Genomic DNA, 26611 nt, shown 5'->3' with positions numbered 1-26611 from the left:
ATTCTGCCCTCCATGGACCCACCGAGGCCGAACTTCGTCGGATCGTCGACCTATGCCGCAGACCTTGTACGAAAAACTTTGGCAGGACCACGTCGTCAACCAGCAAGCGGACGGAACGGCGCTGATCTATATCGACCGCCACCTGGTGCACGAGGTGACCAGTCCGCAGGCCTTCGAGGGCCTCAAGCTGGCCGGCCGCAAGCCGTGGCGCGTATCTTCGATTGTCGCTACGGCGGACCATAATACGCCCACCGAGCATTGGGATCGCGGCATCGAGGATCCCGTCGCACGCCTGCAGGTCGAGACCCTGGATGCCAATATCCGCGAAGTCGGGGCTCTGGCTTTCTTCCCGTTCAAGGATCCGCGGCAGGGGATCGTGCACGTGGTCGGTCCAGAAAGCGGCGCGACCCTGCCCGGCATGACCGTCGTCTGCGGCGATTCGCATACCAGTACGCACGGCGCTTTCGCGTGCATGGCGCACGGCATCGGTACTTCCGAGGTCGAGCACGTCCTGGCGACGCAGTGCCTGCTGCAGAAGAAGTCAAAAACCCTGCTGCTGCGTGTCGACGGGGTTCTCGGCAAGGGCGTCACGGCCAAGGATGTCGCGCTGGCGATCATTGCCCGTATCGGTACCGCTGGCGGGACCGGCTATGCTCTCGAGTTTGCCGGCAGCGCAATTCGCGGCCTGTCGATGGAAGGGCGGATGACGCTTTGCAATATGGCCATAGAAGCCGGTGCGCGGCTGGGCATGGTGGCCGTCGACGAGGTGACCATCGACTATCTGCGCGGTCGCCCCTTTGCTCCAAAAGCGGAGTTGTGGGAGCGTGCTGTCACCCACTGGCGATCGCTGCGCAGCGACGACGGCGCCGAGTTCGACAGCGTGATCGAGTTCTCTGCCGAGGACATCCAGCCACAGGTGAGCTGGGGCACGTCGCCCGAGATGGTGGTGGCGATCGATGGCAGCGTGCCCGATCCGGCGCAGGAGCCCGATCCCGTCAAGCGCGAAGGGATGCAGCGTGCGCTGGTATACATGGGGCTGGCCGCGAATGTGCCGATCCGGGAGATCCCGCTGGACAAGATCTTCATTGGCTCGTGTACCAATTCACGGATCGAGGATTTGCGTGCCGCTGCGGGCGTTGTCCGCGGCAAGAAAGTGGCCGGCAACATCCGTCTGGCGCTGGTCGTCCCCGGTTCGGGGCTGGTCAAGCGGCAGGCCGAGGAAGAAGGGCTCGACGAGATTTTCCGCGCCGCCGGCTTCGAGTGGCGTGAGCCCGGTTGCTCGATGTGCCTGGCGATGAACGCCGATCGCCTCGAACCCGGCGAACGCTGTGCGTCGACCTCGAATCGTAACTTCGAGGGGCGCCAGGGGGCCGGTGGTCGTACGCATCTGGTCAGCCCGGAGATGGCCGCGGCGGCGGCGATTGCCGGGCATTTCTGTGATGTACGTGAGTGGCTCTGACGGTCATGACAGGTGGAGACACCCAAAATCATCAAAGTCATGACCGTTTCCCTCCACTTGCAGTGCGCATTCCGGCTTGCACGCCGGAATCGTTCGCCGGGCAGGGAGCATGCTCCCTGAACTCCCCGCTTCACCCCCGGCCCTTCTCCCGCAAGGGGAGAAGGGAGGTTCGTGAGTCGCGTACGCGACTTTCACATTAAGGAGAAAGCATGAAACGCTTGATGCTGCTACTGGGGGCACTGGTCGCGACTGTTTTTCTGACCGCCTGCAACACCATGCAGGGCGTTGGCAAGGATATCTCCAAGGGTGGGCAGGCGATTGAAAAGGCCGCCAAATAGGGCCGCCATACAAGGAAGAGCATGGACAAGTTCGTTCGTCTTGAAGGCCTGGTCGCGCCGCTTGACCGGGCCAACGTCGATACCGACGCAATCATTCCCAAGCAGTTCCTGAAGTCGATCAAGCGTTCGGGCTTCGGTCCGAACCTGTTCGACGAATGGCGCTACCTGGACGTTGGTGAGCCTGGCAGGGACAACTCGCAGCGTCCGCTGAAGCCCGATTTCGTTCTCAATCAGCCGCGCTATCAGGGTGCACGGATTCTGCTGACGCGCAAGAACTTCGGTTGTGGAAGTTCGCGCGAGCACGCGCCATGGGCGCTGCTTGACTTCGGCTTCCGGGCGCTGATTGCGGAGAGTTTTGCCGATATTTTTTACAATAACTGCTTCAAGAACGGCATTCTGCCGATCGTCTTGCCGGCGGCCGAGGTCGACGCCCTGTTTGCGCTCGTCGAGTCGACGCCCGGCTGCCGGCTGCTGATCGATCTCGAGCAACAGCAGGTGCTCTGCCCGGACGGCCGCACTTTGTCGTTTGCCGTCGATGGCTTCCGCAAGGAGTGCCTGCTCAACGGCTGGGACGACATCGGCTTGACCTTGCGGCACGCCGAGCTGATCCGGGCCTTTGAAGAGCGGCGCCGAATCGAGCAGCCCTGGCTGTTCGCCTAAGGAAATGAACATGAAGATTTGTATTCTCCCCGGCGACGGGATTGGCCCGGAAATCATGGCCGAAGCGGTGCGCGTCCTGCAGGCCCTCGATCTCGATTGCGAGATGGAAGAAGCGCTGCTCGGTGGTGGCGCGGTCGATGCCACCGGTGATCCCTATCCGGAAGCCACGCAGCGCCTGGCGCAGGCCGCCGACGCGGTGCTGCTCGGTGCCGTCGGTGGCCCGCAATGGGACACTCTGCCGCGTGCGCAGCGTCCGGAACGCGGTCTGCTGGCCATCCGCAAGCAGCTTGGCCTGTTCGCCAACCTGCGCCCGGCGATCCTCTATCCGGAACTGGCCAATGCCTCGACGCTGAAGAACGAAGTCGTCGCCGGCCTCGACATCCTGATCGTCCGCGAGTTGACCGGCGACATCTATTTCGGGCAGCCGCGCGGCATCGAAATGCGCGACGTCGATGGTCGTCAGGAGCGTTTCGGTTTCAACACCATGCACTACAGCGAGAGCGAGATTCGCCGCATTCTGAGGGTGGCTTTCGCGGCGGCGCGCAAGCGCAGCGGCCGACTGTGCTCGGTGGACAAGATGAATGTCCTGGAAACGACGCAGCTATGGCGCGATGTGGCCATCGAGACGGCGGCCGACTATCCCGATGTCGAGCTCAGTCACATGCTGGTGGACAATGCGGCGATGCAGCTGGTACGCAATCCGAAACAGTTCGACGTCATCGTTACCGGCAACATGTTCGGCGACATTCTTTCCGACGAGGCGGCGATGCTCACCGGCTCCATCGGCATGCTGCCTTCGGCGTCTCTGGACGCCAATGACAAGGGGCTGTATGAGCCCTGTCACGGATCGGCGCCTGACATCGCCGGCAAAGGCGTGGCCAATCCGCTGGCCACGATCCTCTCGGCGGCAATGATGTTGCGCTACACTTTTACGCGCCATGACGCCGCCCAGCGCATCGAGAACGCGGTCAAGAAAGTACTTGCCCAAGGCTACAGGACGGCTGACATTCATGAGCCGGGAATGCGGCAGGTCGGTACCCGGGCAATGGGCGATGCGGTCCTGGCCGCGCTGCAGGTCGGGTGAGGGAAGTGATGGCGTGGAAATTTTCTTAGAGGTAGGCAAATGAACAAGGTAGGTTTGGTAGGTTGGCGCGGCATGGTCGGCTCGGTGCTGATGCAACGAATGCTGGAAGAAGGCGATTTCGAACACATCGAGCCGCTCTATTTCTCGACCTCTGCGGTGGGTGGCAAGGCGCCGCTGCTGGCGGGCAAGGACGCGGGCAGCCTGCAGGACGCGATGTCGATCGAAGCCCTCAAGCAGATGGACATTGTCATCACCTGTCAGGGCGGCGATTACACCAGGGAAGTCTTTCCCCGGCTGCGCGCGGCGGGCTGGAACGGTCACTGGATCGACGCCGCGTCGACCCTGCGTATGCAGGATGATGCGGTGATCATCCTCGATCCGGTGAATCGCGAGGTCATCGATGGCGCTTTGGCCAAGGGCGGCAGGAACTGGATCGGCGGCAACTGCACCGTCTCGCTGATGCTGATGGGCCTTGGCGGACTGTTCCGGCATGATCTCGTCGAGTGGGTCAGCGCGATGACTTACCAGGCGGCATCGGGTGCCGGCGCGCAGAATATGCGCGAGCTCCTGTTGCAGATGGGTGCCCTGTACGATGCGGTGAAGGGCGAGTTGGCTGATCCGGCGTCGGCGATTCTCGACATTGACCGCAAGGTGGCTGAAACGATGCGCTCGCCGGACTTTCCGACCCGCAACTTCCGTAATACGGCGCTCGCCGGCAGCGTTATCCCGTGGATCGATGCGGCGGTCGAAGGCGGGCAGTCGAAGGAAGAGTGGAAAGGTGGCGCCGAGGCCAACAAGATCCTTGGCCGCCCGCCGTTCCGTTCGCCAGGCAGTATTCCGGTCGACGGGCTCTGCGTACGTGTCGGCGCAATGCGTTGCCATGCGCAGGCCCTGACCATCAAGCTCAAGCGCGATGTGCCGCTCGACGAGGTCAATGCGATCATTGCGCAGGCGAATCCGTGGGTGCAGGTCGTTCCGAACGAACGCGAAATCAGCGAGTGCAAGCTGACTCCGGCGGCGGTTACCGGCAGCTTGACGGTCCCGGTCGGTCGCTTGCACAAGCTGGCAATGGGGGCGGACTACCTTGGCGCTTTTACGGTCGGCGACCAACTGCTCTGGGGGGCAGCCGAGCCACTTCGGCGCATGCTTCGCATTCTGCTTGACAACTGATTGAAGCGGCACGGAAAAACCGGCTCCCGAAAACCGGTTTTCGCCTTTCGCAGGGCCTCGATTCAGAAGCAAGTTTAGCTTGCATGGCTAACTCCATGATGTTATTTTAATAATCCCGATTTCGACGCTCAGGTGGCGCCGTGGCCAGAAAAATAAGTCAAACAGCAAGGAATCTCAGATTGCGGACATCGGTATGGGCGGTCGCGTCATCGCTGGCGCTGGCCACTCTCCCATTGGCCAGCGAAGCCGCCGGCCTGGGCCAGATGACCGTCTTTTCAGCGCTCGGTCAGCCTTTACGCGCCGAGGTGGAAATCTTTGCGACTCCCGACGAACTTGCGGAAATGCAGGCCAAGCTCGCTTCTCCGGATGAGTTCAAGCGGGCCGGCGTCGACTACTCGTCGACCCTGCTCGGCATCAGTTTTGCGATCACCAAAAACCCCCGCGGCCGCTCGGTCATCAAGCTGCGCTCCGCTCGCCCGATCAACGACCCCTTCGTCGACTTGCTCCTGGAACTCAACTGGGCCACGGGGCGCTTGGTTCGCGACTACACGTTTCTGCTCGATCCTCCCGAGTTTGCCGCCAAAGGAAAGGCCTCTGCAGTCCCCGCCCTGGTTTCCAGGCCGCTGGCGCCAGAGAGATCGACAAGCGAAGCACGTTTGCCCGAGGGCAGAGTGGCGCGACCGGTGTCGCCACCGCCCGTGCTGCAGGCCCAGCCCCTGGCACCGCCTGCGCAAGGGCCAAGCGGCGGCGGCACGCATCGCGTCGAACGCGGTGAAACGCTGAGCAAAATTGCCCGTGAAACCCGTCCTGAGGGAGTGTCACTCGATCAGATGCTGGTCGGTCTGTTCCGTGCCAACGAGGATGCCTTCGATCGCGGCAACATGAATCGCCTGCGGGCCGGCAAGATTCTCTCGATACCAGAGAAGAGCACTCTAGAATCGATCCCGCAGGGAGAAGCCAAGCGCTTGGTGATTGCACAGTCGTCGGACTGGAGTTCCTATCGCCGTAAACTTGCCTCGGCGGCAGCCGCTGCTCCCGCCGCTGAAGAAGAGGCACGGCAGCAAGCGTCCGGTAAGATCACGACCAAAGTCGACGACACTGCGGCGCCACCTGCTGAGCCCATGGATCAGCTGAAAGTCTCGAAGAGCGAACTCGCTGGCGGCAAGCCGGCGACGACCGCCAAGCGCAGCGACGAGGATCTGATCGCCAAGGAACAGGCGCTCAAGGAAGCCAACGAGCGTTTGGCAGCTCTTGAGCGGAACGTGGCCGAGTTGCAGCGGCTGGTCGAGTTGAAAAACCAGAGCCTGGCTGAGCTGGAGAAGCAGTCAGCTGGCCAGCCCGCGCTGGCAGCACCAGTTGCCGCCGCAGTTCCTGCTGCTGCCCCTGCGGTGGCGATGGAAAAGCCCGCAGAGCCACCCGCTCCGCCTGCCGTGAGCCGGCCGAGCGAAGTGCCCGCGCCGGCCGAGCAGAAGGCCGAAGAAGCTCGAGCTGAGAGCAAAGCGGCAGCGCCCAGCCCGGTCGAGCCGCCAAAACAGACAAGCGCGCCGAAAGCCAAGATTGTCTTGCCGCCGCCCGAAGAGCCAAGCTTCGTCGAAGGCTTGCTGACCAGTACGCCAGTCATGGCAGGCGGTGGTGGCATCCTCGCGCTGCTCGCCGCTTACTGGCTTGCCAGACGTCGCCGCCAGAGCGCGGCTGAGAGACCTCTCGATTCACAGACCAGCACGCTTGGAGCGAAGGGCGACAGCCTGATCGCCAACTCGGTATTCCGCAGTACCGGCGGGCAGAGTGTGGATACCTCGCACTCCATGGCGCAGACTGATTTCAGCCAGGTGGGTCCCGGCAGTATCGACACTGACGAAGTTGATCCGGTTGCCGAGGCTGATGTCTATATGGCGTATGGACGCGACGCGCAGGCCGAAGAGATTCTCCTGGAGGCTCGTCAGAAGGATCCAGGGCGGCTTACGATTCACCTGAAACTGCTCGAGATTTACTTTGGCCGCAGGGATGTCAAGCCGTTCGACGCCCTGGCGACGGAGCTGTTCAACGCTACCGGCGGCATCGGCAGCGAGTGGGGGAAAGCGGCCGAGATGGGCCTCCAGCTCGATTCTAGAAACGCCTTGTTTGGTTCGGCTGCGCAGGCGGAGCCCGCGCTGGCGACAATCGACTCCCGGCCGGCGGACGACGATGGCCTTGATCCCGGCGACAAAACTATCGCCATAGAGCGGCCCCTTGAAGAAGCTATGGCCTTCGAGTCGCCGTACGAAAAGACGATGGTCGTCGGGCGCGATGCGCCTGCTGCACACGCTGCAGCGTTCCCCTCGGACGATACGCTTGTCAAGCCGGCCGAGCCCAAGCCGGAGCCGTTGCTGGCGCAATCGCCAAAAGCAGCCGCAGTTGACGTCGAGGCGACGGCAGCAAGCTTGACAGCGATGACCGATCTGGCGGACCTCGATTTTGATCTTGGCAAAGGCGACGGGAAGCCACAGACGCCAGCACTTGCCGACGACGATTTTCTCGAGACGACGCTCTCTTTCCCGAACCCAGCAGCAGGGGATGCGCTTGATTTTGACCTGGCCACCTCCTTGCCGAAAGCGCCGAGATTGCCGGATGCCGAGTTTGACGACGCCGAACCTGATGCTCCGCCAACGCCGGTGGATGAAGTTGGCATGCCCGAGGAGACCATGCTGGTGGGAACCGGTTTTCGGGAGACGTCTTCGCAGCCCAGCGGGGGCTTCGACTTCGAGTTCGATCTGGGTCCCGAGGAGGCGGTCGACCAGCGCGCCGAGAGAAAAGAGTTGCCGCTGGATGAGCGTGAGGAGTTGCTCGATATCGGGACGGCGGGTGCCGACTCGCTGGAGTTCGATGTCATGCTGACCGAGTCGACCGTCCTTGGCGAGGGGATGCAACATCCCTCGTTCGACATGGCGTCAATCAGCCTGGACCTGGATTTGGACGACAATGACGGGAATGGTCGCGCTGGCGCGGCCGCGGCCGAAGCCGGTGATCTGCCAGATTCGACCGACACCGCGGACTCGCTTTTCGAAGCCGACCAGGAGGACACCCTGGTCAACCCGGATTTCTCGACGACGCGGGCCGATAGCACGCTCGATTCCGCCTTTGCCTCGGACATGGACCTGAGCAGCGAAGTCGAAATCAGCTCCAGTGAAGAGGTGGCCACCAAAATCGACCTCGCCAAGGCGTATCAGGAAATGGGCGATCTCGAAGGCGCGCGTGAACTCCTGCAGGAAGTCATCAAGGATGGCGACGCTGCGCAGCGCGAAGCGGCGCTGGCAATCCTCGGCGAGCTGCGCGAGTAAATATCGACCGCTCAAGCGTCTGACCATGCCGGCCGCGGCAACGCCATGACTTGCACGGTCAAGGGCGTTTCGACAGCTCATTACCGTCGCCGACGCGACTTTCACATTAACGGTCATGACAGTCGAGATACCCCGGATGATGAAAGTCATGACCGTCCCCCTCTCACTTGCAGTGCGCATTCCGGCTTGCACGCCGGAATCGTTCGACGGGCTGGGCGCATGCGCCCAGAATTCCCCGTCTCACCCCCGGCCCTTCTCCCGCGAGGGGAGAAGGGAGTTTCGTGAGTCGCATGCGCGACTTTCACATTAAGTGGGGGGCTGCTGTGCATCCAACCACCCGCCTTGTCGTCTGGCTGCTGCTGCTGCCGGCGAGCCAGTGCCTGCGTGGCGAACAACTGCTCGTGGCATTTCTCGTCCTGCCGTTTTTTGGCCTGGCCGCACTGCGACGGGCGGCGCGCCTCGCCTGGCGGACGCGCTGGCTTTTCCTGTCGCTATTCGTCATTGTGGCTTGGGGAGAGGCTGGCGAACCTGCGTGGGCCGGCGCTTCCGCTCCTGCTGGCGAGGGTTTGCTTGCCGCTTGCACGCAAAGCGGGCGTTTGCTGCTGGCCTTGTGGGCGGTGGCGATCCTTCTCGAATGGATGCCTGTGCCTGAACTGCTGCTGGCCACCCATCGCTTGCTGCAGCCGCTGCGACACTGCGGCATCGATCCCGACCGCGGCGTCGTGCGACTACTGCTGGTCATGCGCCACATCGAGACCTTGCCACGTCCGCGCGACTGGCGGATTCTCCTCCAGGCGCCGGCGAATGACGGCGATGAAGTGCTTGAACTTGCCGAGCGGCGTTTTTCGTGGTTCGACCCCTTGCTCATGCTGCTCGTTGCTGGCCTGGTCGCTGCCTTTTGTTTGCGGCAGGTGTAGGGCGTGCGCATCGCCTTGGCCGTCGAGTACGATGGCAGCGGTTTTCGCGGCTGGCAGAAACAGCCCGCTGGCGGCACCGTTCAGGATGCCTTGCAGGAAGCCTTGCAGCAATTTGCCGGGATGGCCGTGCGGGTGATCTGCGCCGGGCGTACCGATGCCGGCGTGCATGCGCTGGGGCAGGTGGTGCACTTCGATACCCCGCTCGATCGGCCGATGCATTCCTGGGTGCGCGGGATCAACACCTTTCTGCCGTCGGCGGTCGCCGTGCGCTGGGCGCAGCCGGTGGCCAACGATTTCCATGCGCGGGCTTCGGCTTATGCCCGGCACTATCGCTATCTGCTGCTCAACCGGGCGCATCGCACGGGGCTCTGGCCAGGCCGGGTGGGCTGGTATCACTATCCGCTCGAGCTGAAGGCGATGCAGGCGGGCGCCCAACTGCTGCTCGGCGAACGCGATTTCTCGGCTTTTCGGGCCGCCGAGTGTCAGGCTAACTCACCGATAAAATTCATGCGCAAAGCGGACATCACACGTGTCGGCGAACTCCTCGTCTTCGATTTCGAGGCCTCTGCCTTCCTGCACCACATGGTGCGCAATCTGGTCGGAAGTTTGATTTATGTCGGTCAGGGCAAGCACCCGCCGGCGTGGATTGGCGAGCTGTTGACGGCCGGCGATCGCCGCCTGGCGGCGCCGACATTCGCCGCCGCCGGGCTCTATCTGGCCGCCGTCAGCTACCCTTCACAGTTTGGCTTGCCAGTTGCTGAAGAGAGCTGGCTGCTACCCGTCGGGCCCGGATCGTGAGTGGCGTGCCGGCCATGGCCACGATTCCGCGCCTCAAGATTTGTGGACTGACTCGCCGCGAGGACCTGCTGTGCGCCGTCGACGCCGGCGCCGATGCGCTGGGCCTGGTTTTCTACCCGCCGAGTCCGCGCTTCGTCGATCTGCCGACGGCGGCCGCGCTGGCTGGCGCCGTGCCGCCCTTCATCAGCATCGTCGGACTCTTCGTCAATGCCGAACCGCTGCAGGTGCGCGCGACGTTGGCCGCGTTGCCGATTCATCTTCTGCAATTTCATGGCGACGAGGACGAAGCCTATTGCCGGCAGTTCGAGCGGCCGTACATCAAGGCGGCGCGCGTCAGGCCGGGGATGGATTTGATACAATACGCGGCTGGCTTCCCGTCGGCGCAGGCCATCCTCCTCGATGCTTTCGTCGACGGTTACGGCGGCGGCGGCAAGGTTTTTGACTGGGCGCTGGTGCCGGACTCCCTGGGCAAGCCACTGATTCTCTCGGGCGGGCTGGATGCGGACAATGTCGCTGCGGCGGTACGCCGGCTACGCCCGGCAGCGGTGGATGTCTCGTCGGGCGTCGAGGCGAGCAAGGGAATCAAGGATGGCGCCAAGATTCGTGCCTTCGCAGCCGCGCTGCGGGCGACGGGAAGGGCCGTTTGATGCTGTGCAGGTGGTGCAAGCCGCCGCAAGGAGATTGTTGATGGCCGTTGATGTTTATGATTTGCCGGACACTGCGGGCCATTTCGGCCAGTACGGGGGTGTCTTCGTCGCTGAAACCCTGATCGGCGCACTCGACGAACTGAAGGAAGCCTACGCCAGCGCGCAGCGCGATCCGCAATTCCTCGCCGAATTCGACTACGAGCTGCGGCACTATGTCGGCCGGCCGAGTCCCGTCTACCACGCCCGGCGTTGGTCAGAACTGCTTGGCGGCGCGCAGATCTATCTCAAGCGTGAAGACCTGAACCACACCGGGGCGCACAAGATCAACAACTGCATTGGCCAGGCGCTGCTCGCCCGGCGCATGCAAAAGCCGCGCGTCATCGCCGAAACCGGCGCCGGTCAGCACGGCGTGGCGACAGCTACCGTGGCTGCGCGCTATGGCATGGAGTGCGTGGTCTATATGGGTGCCGACGACATTCAGCGGCAGATGGCCAATGTCTACCGCATGAAGCTGCTCGGGGCGACGGTGGTGCCGGTCACTAGCGGCTCGCGAACGCTCAAGGACGCGCTCAACGAAGCAATGCGCGACTGGGTGGCACAGGTTTCCGACACTTTCTACATTATCGGCACAGTGGCCGGTCCGCACCCATATCCGATGATGGTGCGCGACTTTCAGTCGATTATCGGTCGTGAATCGATTGCGCAGATGCTGGAGCACTGCGGTCGCCAGCCGGATGCGGTGATTGCCTGTGTCGGTGGCGGCTCCAACGCGATGGGCATTTTCCATCCCTATATCCCGGTGGCCGGGGTGCGTCTGATCGGTGTCGAAGCGGCGGGCGACGGGATCGCGACCGGGAAGCATGCCGCTTCGCTCACCGCTGGTCGCCCCGGCGTGCTGCACGGCAACCGGACCTATCTCCTGCAGGATGAAAACGGCCAGATCATCGAGACGCATTCGATTTCGGCGGGTCTCGATTATCCTGGGGTTGGCCCGGAGCATGCCTGGCTCAAGGATTGCGGCCGCGCCGAGTACGTCAGCATCGACGACGCCGAGGCGCTGCAGGCTTTTCACGACCTCTGCCGTCTCGAAGGCATTATCCCGGCGCTCGAATCGAGCCATGCCCTGGCCTACGCCAGCAAGCTGGCGCCGACTCTGCCCAAAGACAAGATCCTGCTGGTCAACCTTTCCGGTCGTGGTGACAAGGATATGCACACCGTTGCCGATAAATCGGGCATCAAATTCTGACCATGTCGAAAATAGAGGCTGTATTCGAGCGCTTGCGAGCGCAGGGGCGCAAGGCGCTGATCCCGTTCATCACCGCCGGCGACCCGGATCCGGCGCTGACCGTTCCCTTGCTGCATTCGCTGGTGTTGGCCGGCGCCGACATCATCGAACTTGGCGTGCCCTTCTCCGATCCGATGGCTGACGGGCCAACCATCCAGAGGGCCTCCGAACGGGCGCTGGCCAAGGGCGTAAGCTTACGGAAAGTGCTCGGGATGGTGGCCAATTTCCGTGCCGACAACAACGACACGCCGATTGTTCTGATGGGCTATGCCAATCCGATCGAGGCGATGGGAATCGAGGCTTTTGCCGCTGCGTCCTTCGACGCCGGGGTGGACGGCGTCCTGGTGGTCGACTACCCACCAGAGGAGGCGAGCGCCTTTGCGCAGACTTTGCACCGCCACGCGCTCGACCCGATTTTTCTGTTGGCGCCGACTTCCAGCGAGGCGCGCATGGCGCAGGTTGGTGCGCTGGCCAGTGGCTACATCTACTACGTATCGCTGAAAGGTGTCACTGGCTCGGCAGCGCTCGATGTCGCCGCGGTCGCTGCCCGCATCCCGGAGATTCGGGCACGCACCGGAGTGCCGGTAGGCGTCGGTTTCGGGATTCGCGATGCGGCGACCGCCGCGGCGGTGGCCGAACATGCCGATGCCGTGGTGGTCGGTAGCCGAATCATCGAAGAACTCGAGCGCTCGTCACCCGCAGAGGCCTGTGAGAAAGTGCGTGCCCTGGTCGCAGAACTTCGCCAGGGGATCGATACCGCAACGAATGCGTCGCGAGGAATGCCATGAACTGGTTGAGCAAGCTGCTACCACCGAAGATCAAGAGGAACGGCGCAGGTTCGGCGCGCAAGTCGGCGCTACCGGAGGGACTGTGGAGCAAATGCCCGAGCTGTGAGGCCGTGCTCTACGCCACGGACCTGGCCAGCAACTGTCACGTCTGCCCAAAGTGCGCTCACCACATGCGCGTAAACGCGCGCGCGCGAATCGAAATGCTGCTCGATGGCGAGGGGCGTGTCGAGATCGGCGGCGATGTCTTGCCGGTCGATTCGCTGAACTTCAAGGATAGCCGGCGTTATCCGGAGCGCTTGCAGGCGGCGACTACCGACACCGGCGAGACCGAGGCGCTGCTGGTCATGCATGGGACGTTGAAGACTCTGCCGGTAGTCATTGCCGTCTTCGAGTTCAACTTCATGGGCGGTTCGATGGGCTCGGTACTGGGCGAGCGCTTCGTGCGTGGCGTGCAAACCGCTGTCGAGCAGCGCCTGCCCTTCATCTGTGTCGCCTCGTCGGGCGGCGCACGCATGCAGGAAGGTCTTTTCTCGCTGATGCAGATGGCCAAGGTGACGGCCATCTTGACGCTGCTTTCGCAAGCCAAGCTGCCGTTCATCTCGATTCTCAGCGACCCGACAATGGGCGGGGTGTCGGCATCCTTCGCCTTTATCGGCGATGTGGTGATTGCCGAGCCCGGAGCTCTGATCGGCTTTGCCGGCCCGCGGGTGATCGAGCAGACGGTTCGCGAAACTTTGCCGGAGGGTTTTCAGCGCTCCGAATTCCTGCTCGAGAAGGGGGCCATCGACATGATCGTCGACCGCCGCGAGATGAAGGATCGAGTCGCGGCTGTGCTGGCCCTGTTGCTGAGGCTGCCGGCTCTGCAGTGAGGATAGCGGCATGAGCGGGCGGCAGGACAGCACCGCGTCGACAGTTTCTGCTGCCGTCGCGCCCGCCTCTCTGGCGGCATGGCTGGCCCATCTCGAAAGCCTGCACCCCAAGGGAGTGGCGGGAATCGAGCTCGGGCTGGAACGTGTCTTGCTGGTCAAGGAGGCTCTCGGCCAGCAGTTGCACTGCCCGCTGATCACGGTTGCCGGGACCAACGGCAAGGGCTCGACCTGCGCCTACCTGGAAGCCATCTATACTTTTGCCGGCTATCGCGTTGGCTGCTATTCGTCGCCGCATCTGCTCAGCTACAACGAGCGGGTGCGCATCGATGGGCGACCCGTAAGCGACGCGCTGTTGTGCGCGGCCTTCAGCAAAGTCGAGGCGGCGAGAAAGGCTTGCGCTGAGGTCGCGCTCACCCACTTCGAGTTCGGCACCCTGGCGGCACTGGAAGTGTTTGCTGCGCAGGAGGTCGAGGTGCTGATTCTTGAAGTCGGCCTCGGCGGGCGGCTGGATGCGGTCAATGTCTATCCTCCCGATTGCGCGGTGGTGACCAGTATTGCCCTTGATCACACCGAATGGCTGGGCTCGACGCGCGAAGCGATCGGCTTCGAAAAGGCCGGCATCTTTCGTGCCGGCAAGCCGGCGCTCTGCGCCGATCCCGATCCCCCCGCCTCGCTGATCGCACAAGCGCTCGCCGTCGGCGCCGATCTGCAGCTGCTGGGCCGCGACTTCGGTTATTTCGGGGACCAAACCCAGTGGACCTTCTGGGGGCGTGGCGGTTTGCGGCGAGGCGGCCTGGCCAATCCCGGTTTGCGTGGCCGTTGCCAGTTGCGCAACGCCTGCGCCGCGCTCGCCGCCGTCGAAAGCCTAAAGCTGCGGCTGCCGCTGTCAATGAGCGCAGTACGGCGCGGGCTCATCGAGCTGGATTTGCCCGGGCGCTTTCAGGTTCTTCCTGGCCGTCCGGCCATCGTCCTCGACGTTGCCCACAATCCGCAGGCCGTGGGCGAACTGGCCGACAACCTTGCCGGCATGGGCTTCTTCGCCAGGACTCTCGCCGTGGTCGGCATGCTTGCCGACAAGGATCTCGCCGGCTCGCTGGCCCCGCTGGCTGGCAAGGTCGATCATTGGCTGCTGGCCAATCTCGACGTGCCACGCGGTGCCTCGGCGGCCGCTCTGGCGGCGGTGGTGACGGCGTCTGGCCTCGGTGGTGAGATCGAATGTCTGCCCTCACCGGCGCAAGCCTTCGCGCGTTCTGCCAAGCTGGCCGGTGAAAATGATAGAATCGCCGTCTTTGGATCGTTCTACACAGTCGCGGCCGTCATGCGTAGCCTGCAGAACGGTCACTGATTGAAGCGACGGCAGTGGATTCCACGATGCAGATGACTGAATCAACCGACCCACAGTTACACCTCAAGAAGAAGGCACGTCGCCGCCTGGTTGGCGCGGTGGCGATTGCCGGACTGGCCGCGGTGGTCCTGCCGATGGTCATGGACGAAGAGCCGAAGCAAGTGGTGCAGGACATCCAGATCCGCATCCCGGGTCAGGACCAAAAGCTGTTCGATCCAGCCGAACTGGCCGCCCGCGCGTCGCCGTCGGCTGCCGTGGCCGCAGCTGGCGCAGAGCACGACGCCGCGCTGCCAGATGAGGCGGCAGCGGCAGAAGAGCCGATCGCGAAGGCGGTAGAAGAGAGCGCCAAAGCGAAAGCGGCCAAGCCTGTCGAGAAGTCGCCGCCGAAAAAAACCGAGATCCCGGTAGCGCCGCCTGCTCCTCCCATCGTCAAGAAGCCGCAACCCTTGCCGCCGCCGCCACCACCCGCACCGGTGGCGTCAGATGGGCAGTTCGTCATTATGGTCGGCGCATTCGCCGATCCTGAGAACGTCAAGAAGCTGGTTGCCAGCATCAACCGCATTGGCGTCGCCAACTATACTGAAATCCTCAATTCGCCGGCCGGGAAAAGAACGCGTGTGCGTGCCGGCCCCTTTCCCAACCGCGAGGCCGCTGAGAAAGCCCTCGAGAAGTTGAAAACGATCGGTGTTGGCGGAGTCGTCGCCGGCCGCTCATGACCGTTTTCGACTATGTCGTGCTGTTTGTCGTTGCTGTTTCCCTGGTAATCGGTATGTGGCGTGGCGTCGTTGGCGAGATCATCGCCCTGGTGGCGTGGGTGCTCGCCTTTTTTGCCGCGCGCTGGTGGGGCTCTCTGGTCGCCGCGGGCTTTACGTCGATTGCCGATCCGGCGCTGCGACTGGTCGCCGGCTGGGTGACCATCTTCGTCGCCGTGCTGGTGGTAATGGCACTGCTGCGCCTGGCCGTGCGTAGCCTGCTCAAGGCGCTGGGGATGACCTTGACCGATCGCCTGCTGGGAATCATTTTCGGTGCTGCCCGGGGTCTGGTGATCGTCCTGGTCCTGGTGGCCGTTGGCGGCATGACGTCGCTACCCAGCGAGAAGTGGTGGAGTGAGGCGTATTTTTCGGCGCCGCTCGAAACGGCAGTCCTGGCCAGCAAGCCATGGTTGCCATCAGAAGTGACTAAACGAATCAGGTTCGGCTAGGAAAAACACTATGTGCGGGATTCTCGGAGTTGTCGCCACCACACCGGTAAACCAGTTGCTTTATGATGGTTTGATGGTCCTGCAGCATCGCGGCCAGGACGCGGCCGGCATGGCGACAGTCGAGGATGATGCCTTCCACATGCACAAGGGCTCCGGGCTGGTGCGCGACGTCTTTCGCACGCGCAACATGCGCGCGCTACCGGGCAACATGGGAATCGCTCACTGCCGCTACCCGACCGCAGGTTCGGCGTTCGATTCCTCGCTGTCACAGCCTTTTTACGTTAACTCGCCATTCGGGATTGTTCTCGGGCACAACGGCAACCTGACCAACACCGAAGAACTCAAGAAGGAGATGTTCCGCCAGGACCTGCGGCACATCAATACCCATTCCGATTCGGAAGTGCTGCTCAACGCACTGGCGCACGAACTCCAGGCCACTGCCAAGGGCTATCGTCTGGATCTCGATACCATTTTTGGAGCGGTGTCGGCGGTTCATCGTCGCTGCCGAGGAGCCTATGCCGTGGTGGCGATGATCGCCGGTTATGGCATGCTCGCTTTCCGTGACCCCTTTGGCATTCGTCCACTGATCTTCGGCAGCAACGAGACGCCCGCGGGCACCGAGTATCTGTTTGCTTCCGAGTCGGTGGCGCTCGACACCCTGGGATTCAAAGTGCTACGCGACGTCGAGCCGGGCGAGGCCATTTTCATCGACCTCGAACACCGCATCCACCAGCGTCAATGCGCGCCCAATTCAGTGCTTGCGCCGTGTATTTTCGAGTTCGTCTATCTGGCACGCCCGGACTCGGTGATTGACGGCGTCTCGGTCTATGAAGCGCGGCTGCATATGGGCGAGCATCTGGCCGACAAGCTGGTGAAGCATATTCCGGTCGAAGAAATCGACGTGGTCATCCCGATTCCCGACTCCAGTCGCCCGTCGGCGATGCAGCTTGCGCAGCGCATCGACGTCCCCTATCGCGAGGGTTTCGTCAAGAACCGCTACATTGGTCGCACCTTTATCATGCCGGGTCAGGCAACACGCAAACGCTCGGTTCGCCAGAAACTCAATACCGTTGCCCAGGAGTTCAAGGGCAAGCGCGTGCTCCTGGTCGACGATTCGATCGTGCGCGGCACAACCAGCCGCGAGATCGTCGAAATGGCGCGCGCCGCGGGTGCACTGAAGGTCTACTTTGCCTCTGCTTCGCCGCCGGTGCGCTATCCGAACGTTTATGGAATCGACATGCCGACGCGCAGCGAGTTGATCGCCACCGGTCGCAGCGGCGAGGAAATCGCCCGTGAAATTGGTGCCGACGCGCTGGTGTACCAGGATCTCGACGCGCTGAAGGCGTCGATTCGAGAATTGAAGCCTTCGCTGTGCAACTTTGACACCTCGTGCTTTGATGGCGTCTATATTACCGGCGACGTCAGCCCGGCGTATCTGAATGCCATCGAACTGGCGCGCGAAGGTGACGGCGCGCCAGCGCGGGACGAGCGCTGGTCGTCGAATCAATTGCAGTTGAACCTGATGTCAGTAGATTGAAGATAAAGGCAATGCAAGCAATGGAAACAATCGACGCCCCTCGCAGCTATTCCCTGGAGACGCTGGCGGTGCGCGCCGGTCAGGAACGCAGCCAGTTCAACGAGCATAGCGAGGCGCTGTATCTGACCTCGAGTTTTGTCTTCGACAGCGCCGCTCAGGCAGCCGCTCGCTTTTCGGGTGAGGAAGAAGGGAACGTCTACTCGCGTTTTACGAATCCGACGGTGACGGCATTTCAGGACCGTCTCGCGGCGCTCGAAGGCGCCGAGGCTTGTGTGGCCACGGCATCGGGAATGTCGGCAATTCTCTCGCTGGTGATGGCGCTGTGCAGCAGCGGCGACCATATCGTCGCTTCGACGGGCTTGTTTGGCGCGACGCAACAGATGCTCGGCACTCTCATGCCACGCTTCGGGATTCAGACCAGCTTTGTCTCGCAGACCGATATCGCGGCCTGGGAAGCAGCGCTGCGGCCAGAAACCAGGCTCCTGTTTCTCGAAACGCCGTCGAATCCGCTGACCGCCATCGCCGATATCGCCGCGCTGGTCGCCATCGCGCACGCGCGCGGCATTCTGGTGGTCGTCGATAATTGCTTCTGCACACCGATTCTGCAGCGGCCGCTCGATCTCGGTGCCGATCTGGTGCTGCATTCGGCGACCAAATACCTCGACGGCCAGGGCCGGGTACTCGGTGGCGCCGTCGCCGGGCCGAAAAGACTGACCGACGAGGTGTTCAGGTTTCTGCGCACCGCTGGCCCGACGCTCTCCGCGTTCAACGCCTGGGTACTTCTGAAAGGCATGGAGACGCTACAGATTCGCATGCACGCACAGTCGGCGAAGGCGCTGCAACTCGCGCAGTGGCTAGAGCAGCACCCCCGGGTGGCGCGTGTCTACTATCCTGGCCTGCCTTCGCATCCGCAGTTCGACCTGGCTTGTCGGCAGCAGAAAAGCGGTGGGGCGATCGTTTCCTTCACCGTCAAGGGGGCGCGTCAGGAAGCCTGGAAGGTGGTCGATAGCTGTCGTTTGCTGTCGATTACCGCCAATCTCGGCGATACCAAAACGACGCTCACTCATCCCGCCTCAACGACACACGGTCGTCTCACACCGGAGCAGCGTGCTGCGGCGGGCGTCAGCGAGGATCTGCTGCGCATTGCCGTCGGTCTCGAAGCCGTCGTCGACCTGCAGAACGACCTCGAAAGCGGTTTGGCGTCGATCTAGCGGCCGACGCTGCCAGGTTCCCGGCGCTTCGGTCGGGCGAGATCCTCACGCTCACCGGCGGCCTTCATCAGCGCTTCCTTGGCGTCTCTGGGCATCATCAGATAGGTCATCAGACTCGAGCCAATGCACACCAGCCAGAAGAGCAGAAAACCCGTCGAGTAGGTCGCGGTTAACGACCATTCGACACGCTGTCCGAAAAGGTATAACTGCTCTGGATCGATCATCGTAAAGAAGATCGTTTCGGCGATTCCGGCGGCGATAAACGCCGGCCAGAACACCCAAATCACGTATTTCATGGTCTCTCCCTGTTCCTGCTGTGCTTGATCGTGCTTGTTTCGACGCGGTTCAGACGGTATGTCAGCGGATCGAATAGACGTGCACTAGACCGCGAATGTCGCACAGACGGCGCTCCGGTTCAAGGAGTAAACCGCGCCGAGAAATGCCTGGCTACGGTAGAAGCAGGCGGTTGCGCTGGCGCTGGTCGTGCGCCAGCGTAGCGGTGAAGGGCCGGCTCAGTCTGCTGCGCTCGTCGCCGGGCTCTACGCCGGAGGACTGTCCTGTTTGCTGGCCAGCATCGCTTTCGTCCTTTGCGCCAAGTAGTCGCTAAACGCCAGGTCATGCTTGAGGATATGTTCGACCAACCACGCGCGAAGGAAGCGATGCGTGTCCATGTCGATCCGCAACGAGCCGGCGGCCAGTTCTTCGGAGAGACGAAAAAGCGTCATATAGAGTGCCTCGTGCAGCGCGCAATGTTCGGCATGAAGCGGATACTCGCTTTCCAGCATGGTCTCCTCCTCGTGGCGAAAATGTTCTTCCGAGTATTGAACCAGACGGTTGAAGACCTGTTCCATCGCCCTGCGATCGGCGCCGCCACGGTACTCGTTATGGAACTCGTTGATGAGATCGAAAAGAAAGCGATGCTCCTGGTCGATGTGCTCAACCCCGACGCGATACTGGTCTCGCCAGCTCAGAAAAGCCATTGTTTCTCCCGCTCAAGTGATCCCGGGCTCGGCCGGGGGCAGTGCGTGAAGGTGCTGCACGACTGCTTAGAGTACGTGATCCTGCGTCAGGAATCGAGGGTCTCCTGCTGGGACACACTGGCGACTCGTTCCCGGTCGCCAGCTGATTGTCCTCTATCCACCCCCCCCAAAAAAAAGCGGGCGCCACGTGGGCGCCCGAAGGGGAGAGTTCATTAAGGCCGAAGGGTTCAGTAGTGGTAGGCCGACTCGCCGTGTGCGGTGATGTCAAGGCCTTCGCGTTCCTCGTCTTCCGGTACGCGCAAACCGATCACCAGGTCGACCACTTTGAAGGCCACGACCGACACGATGCCCGACCAGACGATTACCGTGCCCACGCCCCACAACTGGCTGATCACCTGCGCGGTCATGTCGTACTCGCCGACGGCGTTGGCGACATAGTCATAGACGCCGGTGCCGCCAAGCGAGGGCGAGGCGAAGACGCCGGTCAGGATGGCACCGAGGATGCCGCCGACACCATGGACGCCGAAAACGTCGAGGGAATCATCGGCGCCGAGAATATGCTTCAAACCATTGACGCCCCACAGGCAGACCACGCCGGCCAGCAGGCCAATGGCGATGGCGCCCATTACTCCGACGAAACCTGCTGCCGGGGTGATGGCCACCAGCCCGGCAACTGCTCCGGAAGCGGCGCCAAGCATCGAAGGTTTTCCCTTGATCATCCATTCGGCGAGCATCCAGGAGAGTGTTGCACAAGCCGTTGCCAACCAGGTATTGACCATCGCCAGAGCCGAGCCACCGCTGGCCTCCAGTGCCGAGCCGGCGTTGAATCCGAACCAGCCAAACCACAGCAGCGAGGCACCGATCATGGTGAAGGTCAGGCTGTGCGGCGCCATCGATTCGCGGCCGTAACCAATCCGCTTGCCGATCATGAAGGCGCCGACCAGTCCGGCGATAGCGGCGTTGATGTGCACCACGGTGCCGCCGGCAAAGTCGAGAGCGCCTTTCTGGAACAGGAAGCCGGCGGTCTTGCCGGCGGCTTCGCCGGCAGCGGCGTCGATATAGGCATCCGGACCCGCCCAGTACCACACCATGTGCGCCATGGGGGCGTAGGAGAGCGTGAACCAGATGATCATGAACACCAGGATTGCGGCAAACTTTGCGCGTTCGGCGAAAGCGCCGACGATCAGGCAGCAGGTGATCGCTGCGAAAGCGCCCTGGAAGATGACAAAGGTCAGCTCGGAGATGAACACGCCCTTGGAGAAGGTGGCGCCAAGCGAGTCGGCGGTAATTCCTTTCAGGAAGGCCTTATCGAGCACCCCGAAGAAACTGCCACCTTCAGTGAACGCCAGCGAGTAACCATAGACCACCCACAGCACGCTGATCAGCGAGAAGGTCACAAAGACCTGCATCAGCACCGAGAGCATGTTCTTGGTGCGCACCAGCCCCCCATAGAAGAGGGCCAGCCCGGGCAGCGACATCAGGATGACCAGCGCGGCGCAGACCATGATCCAGCCGTTGTCGGCCTTGCTGAGCTGCGGCGCTGCTTCGACTGCAGCGACGGCGCTGGCGGTGGCTGCGACTTCTGCAGCCGCTGCCGGAGCCTGCGCCAAGGTCATCGCGTGGCTCACCGCGCTGACCCCGGCCGGCGTCTCGTCAGCCCATGCCGGGGCGCCGATAGCGACGGCTCCGACCAGGGCGAGAATGGTAAAAAGGTGCTTCATGGCAGGCTCCTCAGAGGGCTTCCTCACCGGTTTCACCGGTGCGGATGCGAATGACTTCTTCAACGGTGGTGACGAAGATCTTGCCGTCGCCGATCTTGCCGGTGCTCGCCGACTTTTCGATGGCCTCGATCACCTGCTCGAGGATGTCGTCGCGGATCGCCGCTTCGATTTTTACTTTCGGGAGAAAATCGACGACGTACTCGGCACCGCGGTACAACTCGGTGTGCCCTTTCTGACGTCCGAAGCCTTTGACTTCGGTGACCGTGATCCCTTGCACGCCGATCGCCGACAGCGCTTCTCGTACTTCGTCAAGCTTGAACGGCTTGATGATGGCAGTAACCAGTTTCATGTTGCACTCCATGTCAGGTGAGGGCGAAGCCTCTCCGATTGAACCAAAAAATTGTCCAGACGCTACGCTTCAAAGGCTGTGCGGCGTCTTCCGTTGAGGAAGGGCCTGTGGTCTGCGTGGCGGCCACAGTGCGGCGGTGAACGGCGCGGCAAGAGCACTATTTTTCATGCGTGAGCCCTCCAACAAAGCGAACGACGAAAGAAAAGAATTGCTACCCAGTTATTAGCAGGTTTCGTGCCAGGTTTGTTTTGCTTGAGTAATCAGTGCTCTGCGCAATCTGTGCGGCGCAGACGGCTGCTTGTTGCACTGCCATAGAGCAGCGCCTATAGGCGCATGCACCAGTCTGGTGCGCGCCTGCTTGCGCGCCGTGCCTGTGCTAAACTCGACGCACTCAGAAACCAGAACCCGTCGGTGATTCACATGCTCGACCCCAGAATTCTCGAAGAACTTGGCGCTCGACTGGGCGGCCTCATCGCTGCCAGCCCTGCTGCGGATATCGACAAGAACGCACGTGCGCTGCTCGCCAGTTTCTTCAGCAAACTCGATCTGGTCAGCCGCGAGGAGTTCGATATCCAGACCCAGGTTCTACAACGCACCCGGGAAAAATTGAAGGCCCTCGAACTGCGCCTGGAGCAGCTGGAAAGCCCACCCGACCCGTCGGCCTGAGCAGGGGGCTTCGGCGCCGAGGCCAGAACGCTTTTCCCGCTTGCTGGCCGCCCCCTTCCAGCCCCTGGCCTGTGCATTGACCATCAACCCCGATGTCGCTTGCCATTGTTCATAGCCGCGGACTGGACGGACTTTCTGCCCCGGAGGTCGCCGTCGAGGTGCATCTCGCGGGTGGTCTGCCGAGCGTCACGCTGGTTGGCTTGCCGGATACCGAGGTCAAGGAAGCGCGCGATCGGGTCAGGGCTGCGCTGCAGAACTCGGGCTTTGCTTTTCCCAGCAAACGGATCACGGTCAACCTCGCGCCGGCCGATCTGCCCAAGGAGTCGGGCCGTTTCGACTTGCCGATTGCGCTCGGTATCCTGGCGGCTTCAGGCCAGATTCCCGACGCCGCGCTGGCCGACCATGAATTCGCGGGCGAACTGTCGCTCTCGGGCGAACTGCGGCCGATCCGTGGCGCTTTGGCGATGGTCCTCGCCGCCGGTGGTCAGGGGCGAAGCTTTGTCCTGCCAACGAGCAGTGCGCGTGAGGCTGCGCTGGCCGGCCAGGTGCGGGTGCTCGCCGCCAATACCTTGCTTGAGGTTTGTGCCCACCTGACGGGGCAGGGGGTCCTGGCCGAATGTCTGCCGGCAGACGAAAGCATCGCTGTCGGCAGCGACTATCCCGATCTGGCTGACGTGCGCGGGCAGGCACAGGCTAAACGCGCGCTCGAAATTGCTGCCGCTGGTGCGCATTCGATTTTGCTTGCCGGCCCGCCGGGTACTGGCAAATCGATGCTCGCCAGCCGTTTGCCGGGCTTGCTGCCACCAATGACCCTGGCCGCCGCGCTCGAGTCAGCGGCAGTGCTGTCCTTGGCCGGGCAGTTTCGCCCCGAGTTTTTCCGCCGCTACCCCTACCGGGCGCCGCACCACACGGCGTCGTCGGCAGCGCTGGTCGGTGGCGGCAGCGTGCCTCGTCCCGGTGAAATCTCGCTGGCGCATCACGGGGTCCTGTTCCTCGACGAGATTCCCGAGTTCGATCGGCGAGTGCTCGAGGCGCTGCGCGAGCCCCTCGACAGCGGTCGCATCCATATTTCGCGCGCCGCCCGCCAGGCCGAGTTTCCGGCCCAGTTTCAGTTGGTCGCGGCGATGAATCCCTGCCCCTGCGGCTATCATGGCGACTCAACTGGCCGCTGCCGCTGCACCGCCGAGCAAGTGCGGCGTTATCGGAGTCGGCTCTCTGGTCCGCTGCTCGACCGCATCGATCTGCAGATCGAAGTTCCCGCCTTGCCGGCCGAAGCGCTGCAAAAACCGGCGGATGGCGAAGCGTCGGCGGTCGTTCGTGGCCGCGTCGCGCTGGCGCGGGAGGTGCAGATAAAGCGCCAGGGGAAAGCCAACGCACATTTGACGACCCGGGAAATCGACCAGTTTTGCCCGCTCGAAGCGGCCGCTGCCGGCCTGCTGGAACACGCCATCAGGCACTTTGACCTTTCTGCTCGCGCTTACCATCGTGTACTAAAGCTGGCCCGCACAATTGCCGATATAACAGCTGTTGGTACGATCGAGGCGCAGCATGTTGCTGAGGCCGTGCAGTACCGCCGGATAGCGAAAGATTGACGTGCTTGATTCTGAAACTTTGCCCGCTCAACGCGGCATCGGATCGGTCCTGGCCGCTCTGGCCACGCTTGGTCCCTTCTCGATCGACACCTACCTGCCGTCGTTCGGGGACATTTCCCGGTCGCTGCTGGCGACGCCGCAGGAAGTCCAGCAGACCCTGGTGGCTTTCTTGCTGCCCTTTGCACTAATGACCCTGTGGCATGGCCCGATCTCTGATGCGCACGGCCGTCGCCGGGTAATTCTTGTGGCTGTGGCACTTTTTGCGCTGGCCTCGCTGGGCTGCATTTTCGCCACACGCATTGAACAGCTGTGGCTGCTGCGCGTCGTGCAGGGGATGACCGCTGGTGTCGGCATGGTCGTCAGTCGGGCGATCGTGGGGGATCTCTACCACGGCGCGCGCGCGCAGCGACTGATTGCGCAGATCATGATCATGTTTGCGGCGGCGTCGGTGATCGCACCGGTGCTCGGCGGTTGGCTACAAACCTGGTTTGGCTGGCGTGCGGTGTTTGCGCTGCTGGTCTTGCTTAGCGTTGCCCTATGGCTGGCCTGCTGGAAGTTCCTCCCGGAAACGCTGCCCGTGCACCGGCGCCAGTCGCTGCACGTCGACTATCTGGCAAAGGCCTACTGTGGCGTGCTCGGCTCACCATCCTTTCTGCTGATCTGCGGCGCGCTGGCCTTCAACTTCGCCGCTTTCTTCATCTACGTGTTGTCGGCACCGGTTTTCCTGGTCCGCCACCTGGGGGTTTCGGAGACCGGTTTCCTGTGGCTTTTCGGGCCGGCGATGGGCGGTCTGGTGCTTGGCGCGTGCTTGTCCCGCGCGCTCGCCAAGCGCTGTTCTCGCGCCCGGACGATTATCGCCGGCTACCTGATAATGGGGGTTGCGGCGACCCTTAACCTGGGCTTGAATCTGGGCAGCGTAGTGGCGCTGCCGTGGAGTGTTTTGCCGCTGTTCATTTTCACCCTTGGCATGTCATTGCAAATCCCCAGCCTGACCCTGCTCGCCTTGGACATGTTTCCGGACCAGCGCGGCCTTGCCGCCTCCTGCCAGGCATTCGTGCAGGCCGCGGTCAATGTGCTCGCTGCCGCGCTGATTGTGCCTGTGCTGTGCGAATCGACGCTGAGCCTGGCGCTCGGCATGGCGGGCCTGAGCTTGCTCGGCGCTGCGGCCACTGCCACCCATTATTGGCCAAGCATCGGCGAGGCCTTAGGCGATTTCTATAAAACAACCTACCATCTTGCTTGTCTTTTCGCCCGTCTTCGGTGTTGCGACAACAGTTACATAGTTCGACTATGCGCCTGTTGTCGCGCCTTGAAGACGACCGAAAATCCGGCGCAATCGGGTACGTTCTTTTCCGGCAATCGCCTTATTTGCTCTGTTGGCAAGCGGTTTCCTTGGCAAACGGGATCAGGCAGAGTGAAATGACCAGGCAGCCGGCCATCAGGCTGAATCCGGCCTGATAAGCGGTGGCGTCGTAAAGGCGGACGCCAGCTGCCGTGGCACCCAGCCAGTTGTCGTCGAGTACCCAGCCGACGGCCGGTTGCAGCAACATGCCGCCGAGTAGTGGTCCCATGTTGCAGATTCCCGAAGCGGTGCCCATCAGGCGGGCCGGCACCGATTCCTTGGCGAAAGCGAAGCCGATGATCAGGTTGCCAGAGACCAGGCCGGTGAACAGCAAGGTGACGATCAGCAACCAGATTGGTAGCGGCGCGAAAATGACCACCAGCCAGCCGGTGAGCGCCGCGGCGGTGGTCCAGACATAGAGCGGTCGCCGGCGGCCCATGCGTTGGGAGAGGGTACCGAGGACGGGTCCGCCGACCGCCCAGGCGATCAACAGGAGCGAGGTGATCGCTGCGGCGCTGTGGGTGTCGAGGCCGTGCACCTGGCGCAGATAGGGCACACCCCACAGGCCGGCAAAGGTAAGTACCGATCCGGCAATGCCGATCGGGGTGACCAGCAGAATCCAGGTGTTGCGGTAGGAGAGGACTTCGGCCATGCCGCGCAGGATCGAGCCGCGGTGCCCGCTGCCGTGCGCGGAATGCGCATGGCTGTCAAAAGCGCAGTCGACGGGGTCGTCGCGCACGCGCAGCCAGATGGCGACTGCCAGCAGCGCGGTCAGCGCTGCCGTGACACCCATCACCGAGCGCCAGCCCCAGGCTTCGATCAGCATGCGCAGAGGGACGCCGGCGATCACCCCGCCGACGACGCCAAAAACCAGAGCCAGTCCGGAGGCAAGGGCAAATTGCTGCGGTGCAAACCAGTGGCTGGCGAGCTTGAGCATCGAGACGAAGGCGACGGCGACCGAGGCGCCGATCAGCAGACGTCCACTATTTGCCCACCACAGATCAGGGGCGCTGGCGAACAGCGCGCTGCCGATGGCCGCGACCAGCGCGCCCGCGGTCAGCAGACGGCGCGGTCCCCAACGATCAGCGATGATCCCGGTCGGGATCTGCATCACCACATAGGAGTAGAAATAGAAGGCCGAGAGATTGCCAAGTTCGGTGGCCCCGATCGAGAAGTCGATCATCAGCTGGTCGGTCATTACCGCCGGCGCGACGCGCTGGTAGAAACCGATCAGATAGAGCAGAGCGCCCAGCCCCCAGACACTCCAGGCGAGGGAGGCGGGTGGGTAGCCACGCGGGGCGGTGTTCAAGGTCGCTCCTGGCGACGGCTCACGGC

General features: G+C 62.7%; 25 protein-coding genes. 20 read left to right on the top strand and 5 right to left on the bottom strand.

Annotation, left to right across the window (positions count from 1 at the left end; genetic code table 11):
• Nucleotides 1–52: 52 nt before the first annotated feature.
• From leuC to QZ648_RS17465, 17 genes are all read left to right on the top strand, one after another.
• Nucleotides 53–1459 carry a 3-isopropylmalate dehydratase large subunit gene (gene leuC / locus QZ648_RS17545; RefSeq protein WP_291997809.1) on the top strand — a complete coding sequence of 469 codons (1407 nt, stop codon included), beginning with the start codon at nt 53–55 and terminating at the stop codon, nt 1457–1459.
• A gap of 209 nt (nt 1460–1668) precedes the next feature.
• Nucleotides 1669–1797, top strand: a complete 129-nt coding sequence (locus QZ648_RS17540) for an entericidin A/B family lipoprotein (RefSeq protein WP_169065274.1) — start codon at nt 1669–1671, stop codon at nt 1795–1797.
• Nucleotides 1798–1818: 21 nt separating this feature from the next.
• On the top strand, nt 1819–2457 hold the full coding sequence (gene leuD / locus QZ648_RS17535) for a 3-isopropylmalate dehydratase small subunit (RefSeq protein WP_291997808.1): 639 nt from the start codon (nt 1819–1821) through the stop codon (nt 2455–2457).
• Between the two features lie 10 nt (nt 2458–2467).
• The gene (gene leuB / locus QZ648_RS17530) at nt 2468–3541 is read left to right on the top strand and encodes a 3-isopropylmalate dehydrogenase (protein ID WP_291997807.1); all 1074 of its coding nucleotides are present in this window, start codon (nt 2468–2470) and stop codon (nt 3539–3541) included.
• Between the two features lie 39 nt (nt 3542–3580).
• Complete coding sequence (gene asd, locus QZ648_RS17525; RefSeq protein WP_169065271.1) at nt 3581–4711, top strand: aspartate-semialdehyde dehydrogenase; 1131 nt, start codon at nt 3581–3583, stop codon at nt 4709–4711.
• Nucleotides 4712–4890: 179 nt separating this feature from the next.
• Entirely contained in the window at nt 4891–8028 is a 3138-nt protein-coding gene (locus tag QZ648_RS17520; RefSeq protein WP_291997806.1) for a FimV/HubP family polar landmark protein, read from the top strand.
• Between the two features lie 281 nt (nt 8029–8309).
• A complete protein-coding gene (locus QZ648_RS17515) occupies nt 8310–8945 on the top strand; it encodes a hypothetical protein (protein ID WP_169065269.1) in 636 nt (211 codons plus the stop codon).
• Between the two features lie 3 nt (nt 8946–8948).
• Entirely contained in the window at nt 8949–9743 is a 795-nt protein-coding gene (truA, locus tag QZ648_RS17510; protein WP_291997805.1) for a tRNA pseudouridine(38-40) synthase TruA, read from the top strand.
• Nucleotides 9744–9757: 14 nt separating this feature from the next.
• Nucleotides 9758–10390, top strand: a complete 633-nt coding sequence (locus QZ648_RS17505) for a phosphoribosylanthranilate isomerase (protein ID WP_211203617.1) — start codon at nt 9758–9760, stop codon at nt 10388–10390.
• 40 nt (nt 10391–10430) lie between these two features.
• On the top strand, nt 10431–11636 hold the full coding sequence (trpB, locus tag QZ648_RS17500; protein WP_291997804.1) for a tryptophan synthase subunit beta: 1206 nt from the start codon (nt 10431–10433) through the stop codon (nt 11634–11636).
• 2 nt (nt 11637–11638) lie between these two features.
• A complete protein-coding gene (gene trpA / locus QZ648_RS17495) occupies nt 11639–12463 on the top strand; it encodes a tryptophan synthase subunit alpha (RefSeq protein ID WP_169065266.1) in 825 nt (274 codons plus the stop codon).
• A complete protein-coding gene (accD, locus tag QZ648_RS17490; protein ID WP_291997803.1) occupies nt 12460–13332 on the top strand; it encodes an acetyl-CoA carboxylase, carboxyltransferase subunit beta in 873 nt (290 codons plus the stop codon). The genes trpA and accD overlap by 4 nt, the downstream gene beginning before the upstream one ends.
• Before the next feature lie 10 nt (nt 13333–13342).
• The gene (gene folC, locus QZ648_RS17485; protein ID WP_291997802.1) at nt 13343–14677 is read left to right on the top strand and encodes a bifunctional tetrahydrofolate synthase/dihydrofolate synthase; all 1335 of its coding nucleotides are present in this window, start codon (nt 13343–13345) and stop codon (nt 14675–14677) included.
• A 32-nt stretch (nt 14678–14709) separates the two neighbouring features.
• On the top strand, nt 14710–15393 hold the full coding sequence (locus tag QZ648_RS17480) for an SPOR domain-containing protein (RefSeq protein WP_291997801.1): 684 nt from the start codon (nt 14710–14712) through the stop codon (nt 15391–15393).
• Nucleotides 15390–15878, top strand: coding sequence for a CvpA family protein (locus tag QZ648_RS17475; RefSeq protein WP_169065263.1), 489 nt, complete (start codon nt 15390–15392; stop codon nt 15876–15878). Before QZ648_RS17480 ends, QZ648_RS17475 begins: the two co-directional genes overlap by 4 nt.
• A 10-nt stretch (nt 15879–15888) precedes the next feature.
• The gene (gene purF / locus QZ648_RS17470) at nt 15889–17415 is read left to right on the top strand and encodes an amidophosphoribosyltransferase (RefSeq protein WP_169065262.1); all 1527 of its coding nucleotides are present in this window, start codon (nt 15889–15891) and stop codon (nt 17413–17415) included.
• Nucleotides 17416–17435: 20 nt separating this feature from the next.
• Nucleotides 17436–18626 (top strand): O-succinylhomoserine sulfhydrylase, encoded by a 1191-nt coding sequence (locus QZ648_RS17465; RefSeq protein ID WP_291997800.1) that lies wholly within the window; start codon nt 17436–17438, stop codon nt 18624–18626.
• Here the strand turns inward: QZ648_RS17465 and QZ648_RS17460 are convergent.
• The 4 genes from QZ648_RS17460 to glnK form a co-directional block, all read right to left on the bottom strand.
• Nucleotides 18623–18922: a hypothetical protein gene (locus tag QZ648_RS17460; protein WP_248595206.1), complete on the bottom strand. Its 300-nt coding sequence runs from the start codon at nt 18920–18922 to the stop codon at nt 18623–18625. The two genes, QZ648_RS17465 and QZ648_RS17460, sit on opposite strands and share 4 nt — an antisense overlap.
• A 243-nt stretch (nt 18923–19165) precedes the next feature.
• A complete protein-coding gene (locus tag QZ648_RS17455) occupies nt 19166–19606 on the bottom strand; it encodes a bacteriohemerythrin (protein ID WP_291997799.1) in 441 nt (146 codons plus the stop codon).
• Nucleotides 19607–19833: 227 nt separating this feature from the next.
• Nucleotides 19834–21327 carry an ammonium transporter gene (gene amt, locus QZ648_RS17450; protein ID WP_291997798.1) on the bottom strand — a complete coding sequence of 498 codons (1494 nt, stop codon included), beginning with the start codon at nt 21325–21327 and terminating at the stop codon, nt 19834–19836.
• A 10-nt stretch (nt 21328–21337) separates the two neighbouring features.
• The gene (gene glnK / locus QZ648_RS17445; protein ID WP_169065260.1) at nt 21338–21676 is read right to left on the bottom strand and encodes a P-II family nitrogen regulator; all 339 of its coding nucleotides are present in this window, start codon (nt 21674–21676) and stop codon (nt 21338–21340) included.
• Nucleotides 21677–22096: 420 nt separating this feature from the next.
• Here glnK and QZ648_RS17440 point away from each other — a divergent pair, with 420 nt between their 5' ends.
• The 3 genes from QZ648_RS17440 to QZ648_RS17430 all read left to right on the top strand — a co-directional run bounded on the left by QZ648_RS17440 (nt 22097) and on the right by QZ648_RS17430 (nt 25357).
• The gene (locus tag QZ648_RS17440) at nt 22097–22342 is read left to right on the top strand and encodes an accessory factor UbiK family protein (RefSeq protein WP_169065259.1); all 246 of its coding nucleotides are present in this window, start codon (nt 22097–22099) and stop codon (nt 22340–22342) included.
• Nucleotides 22343–22434: 92 nt separating this feature from the next.
• Nucleotides 22435–23934 carry a YifB family Mg chelatase-like AAA ATPase gene (locus tag QZ648_RS17435; RefSeq protein ID WP_169065258.1) on the top strand — a complete coding sequence of 500 codons (1500 nt, stop codon included), beginning with the start codon at nt 22435–22437 and terminating at the stop codon, nt 23932–23934.
• Between the two features lies 1 nt (nt 23935).
• Nucleotides 23936–25357 (top strand): multidrug effflux MFS transporter, encoded by a 1422-nt coding sequence (locus tag QZ648_RS17430; RefSeq protein WP_291997797.1) that lies wholly within the window; start codon nt 23936–23938, stop codon nt 25355–25357.
• Here QZ648_RS17430 and QZ648_RS17425 read toward each other — a convergent pair.
• Nucleotides 25299–26585 (bottom strand): MFS transporter, encoded by a 1287-nt coding sequence (locus tag QZ648_RS17425; protein WP_291997796.1) that lies wholly within the window; start codon nt 26583–26585, stop codon nt 25299–25301. The two genes, QZ648_RS17430 and QZ648_RS17425, sit on opposite strands and share 59 nt — an antisense overlap.
• Nucleotides 26586–26611 lie beyond the last annotated feature (26 nt).

The organism is Candidatus Accumulibacter sp. ACC012, assembly GCF_907163155.1.
Taxonomy (GTDB): domain Bacteria; phylum Pseudomonadota; class Gammaproteobacteria; order Burkholderiales; family Rhodocyclaceae; genus Accumulibacter; species Accumulibacter delftensis.
Note: the sequence above shows the minus strand (reverse complement) of the source record. Positions and strands in the feature narration are given on the sequence as shown.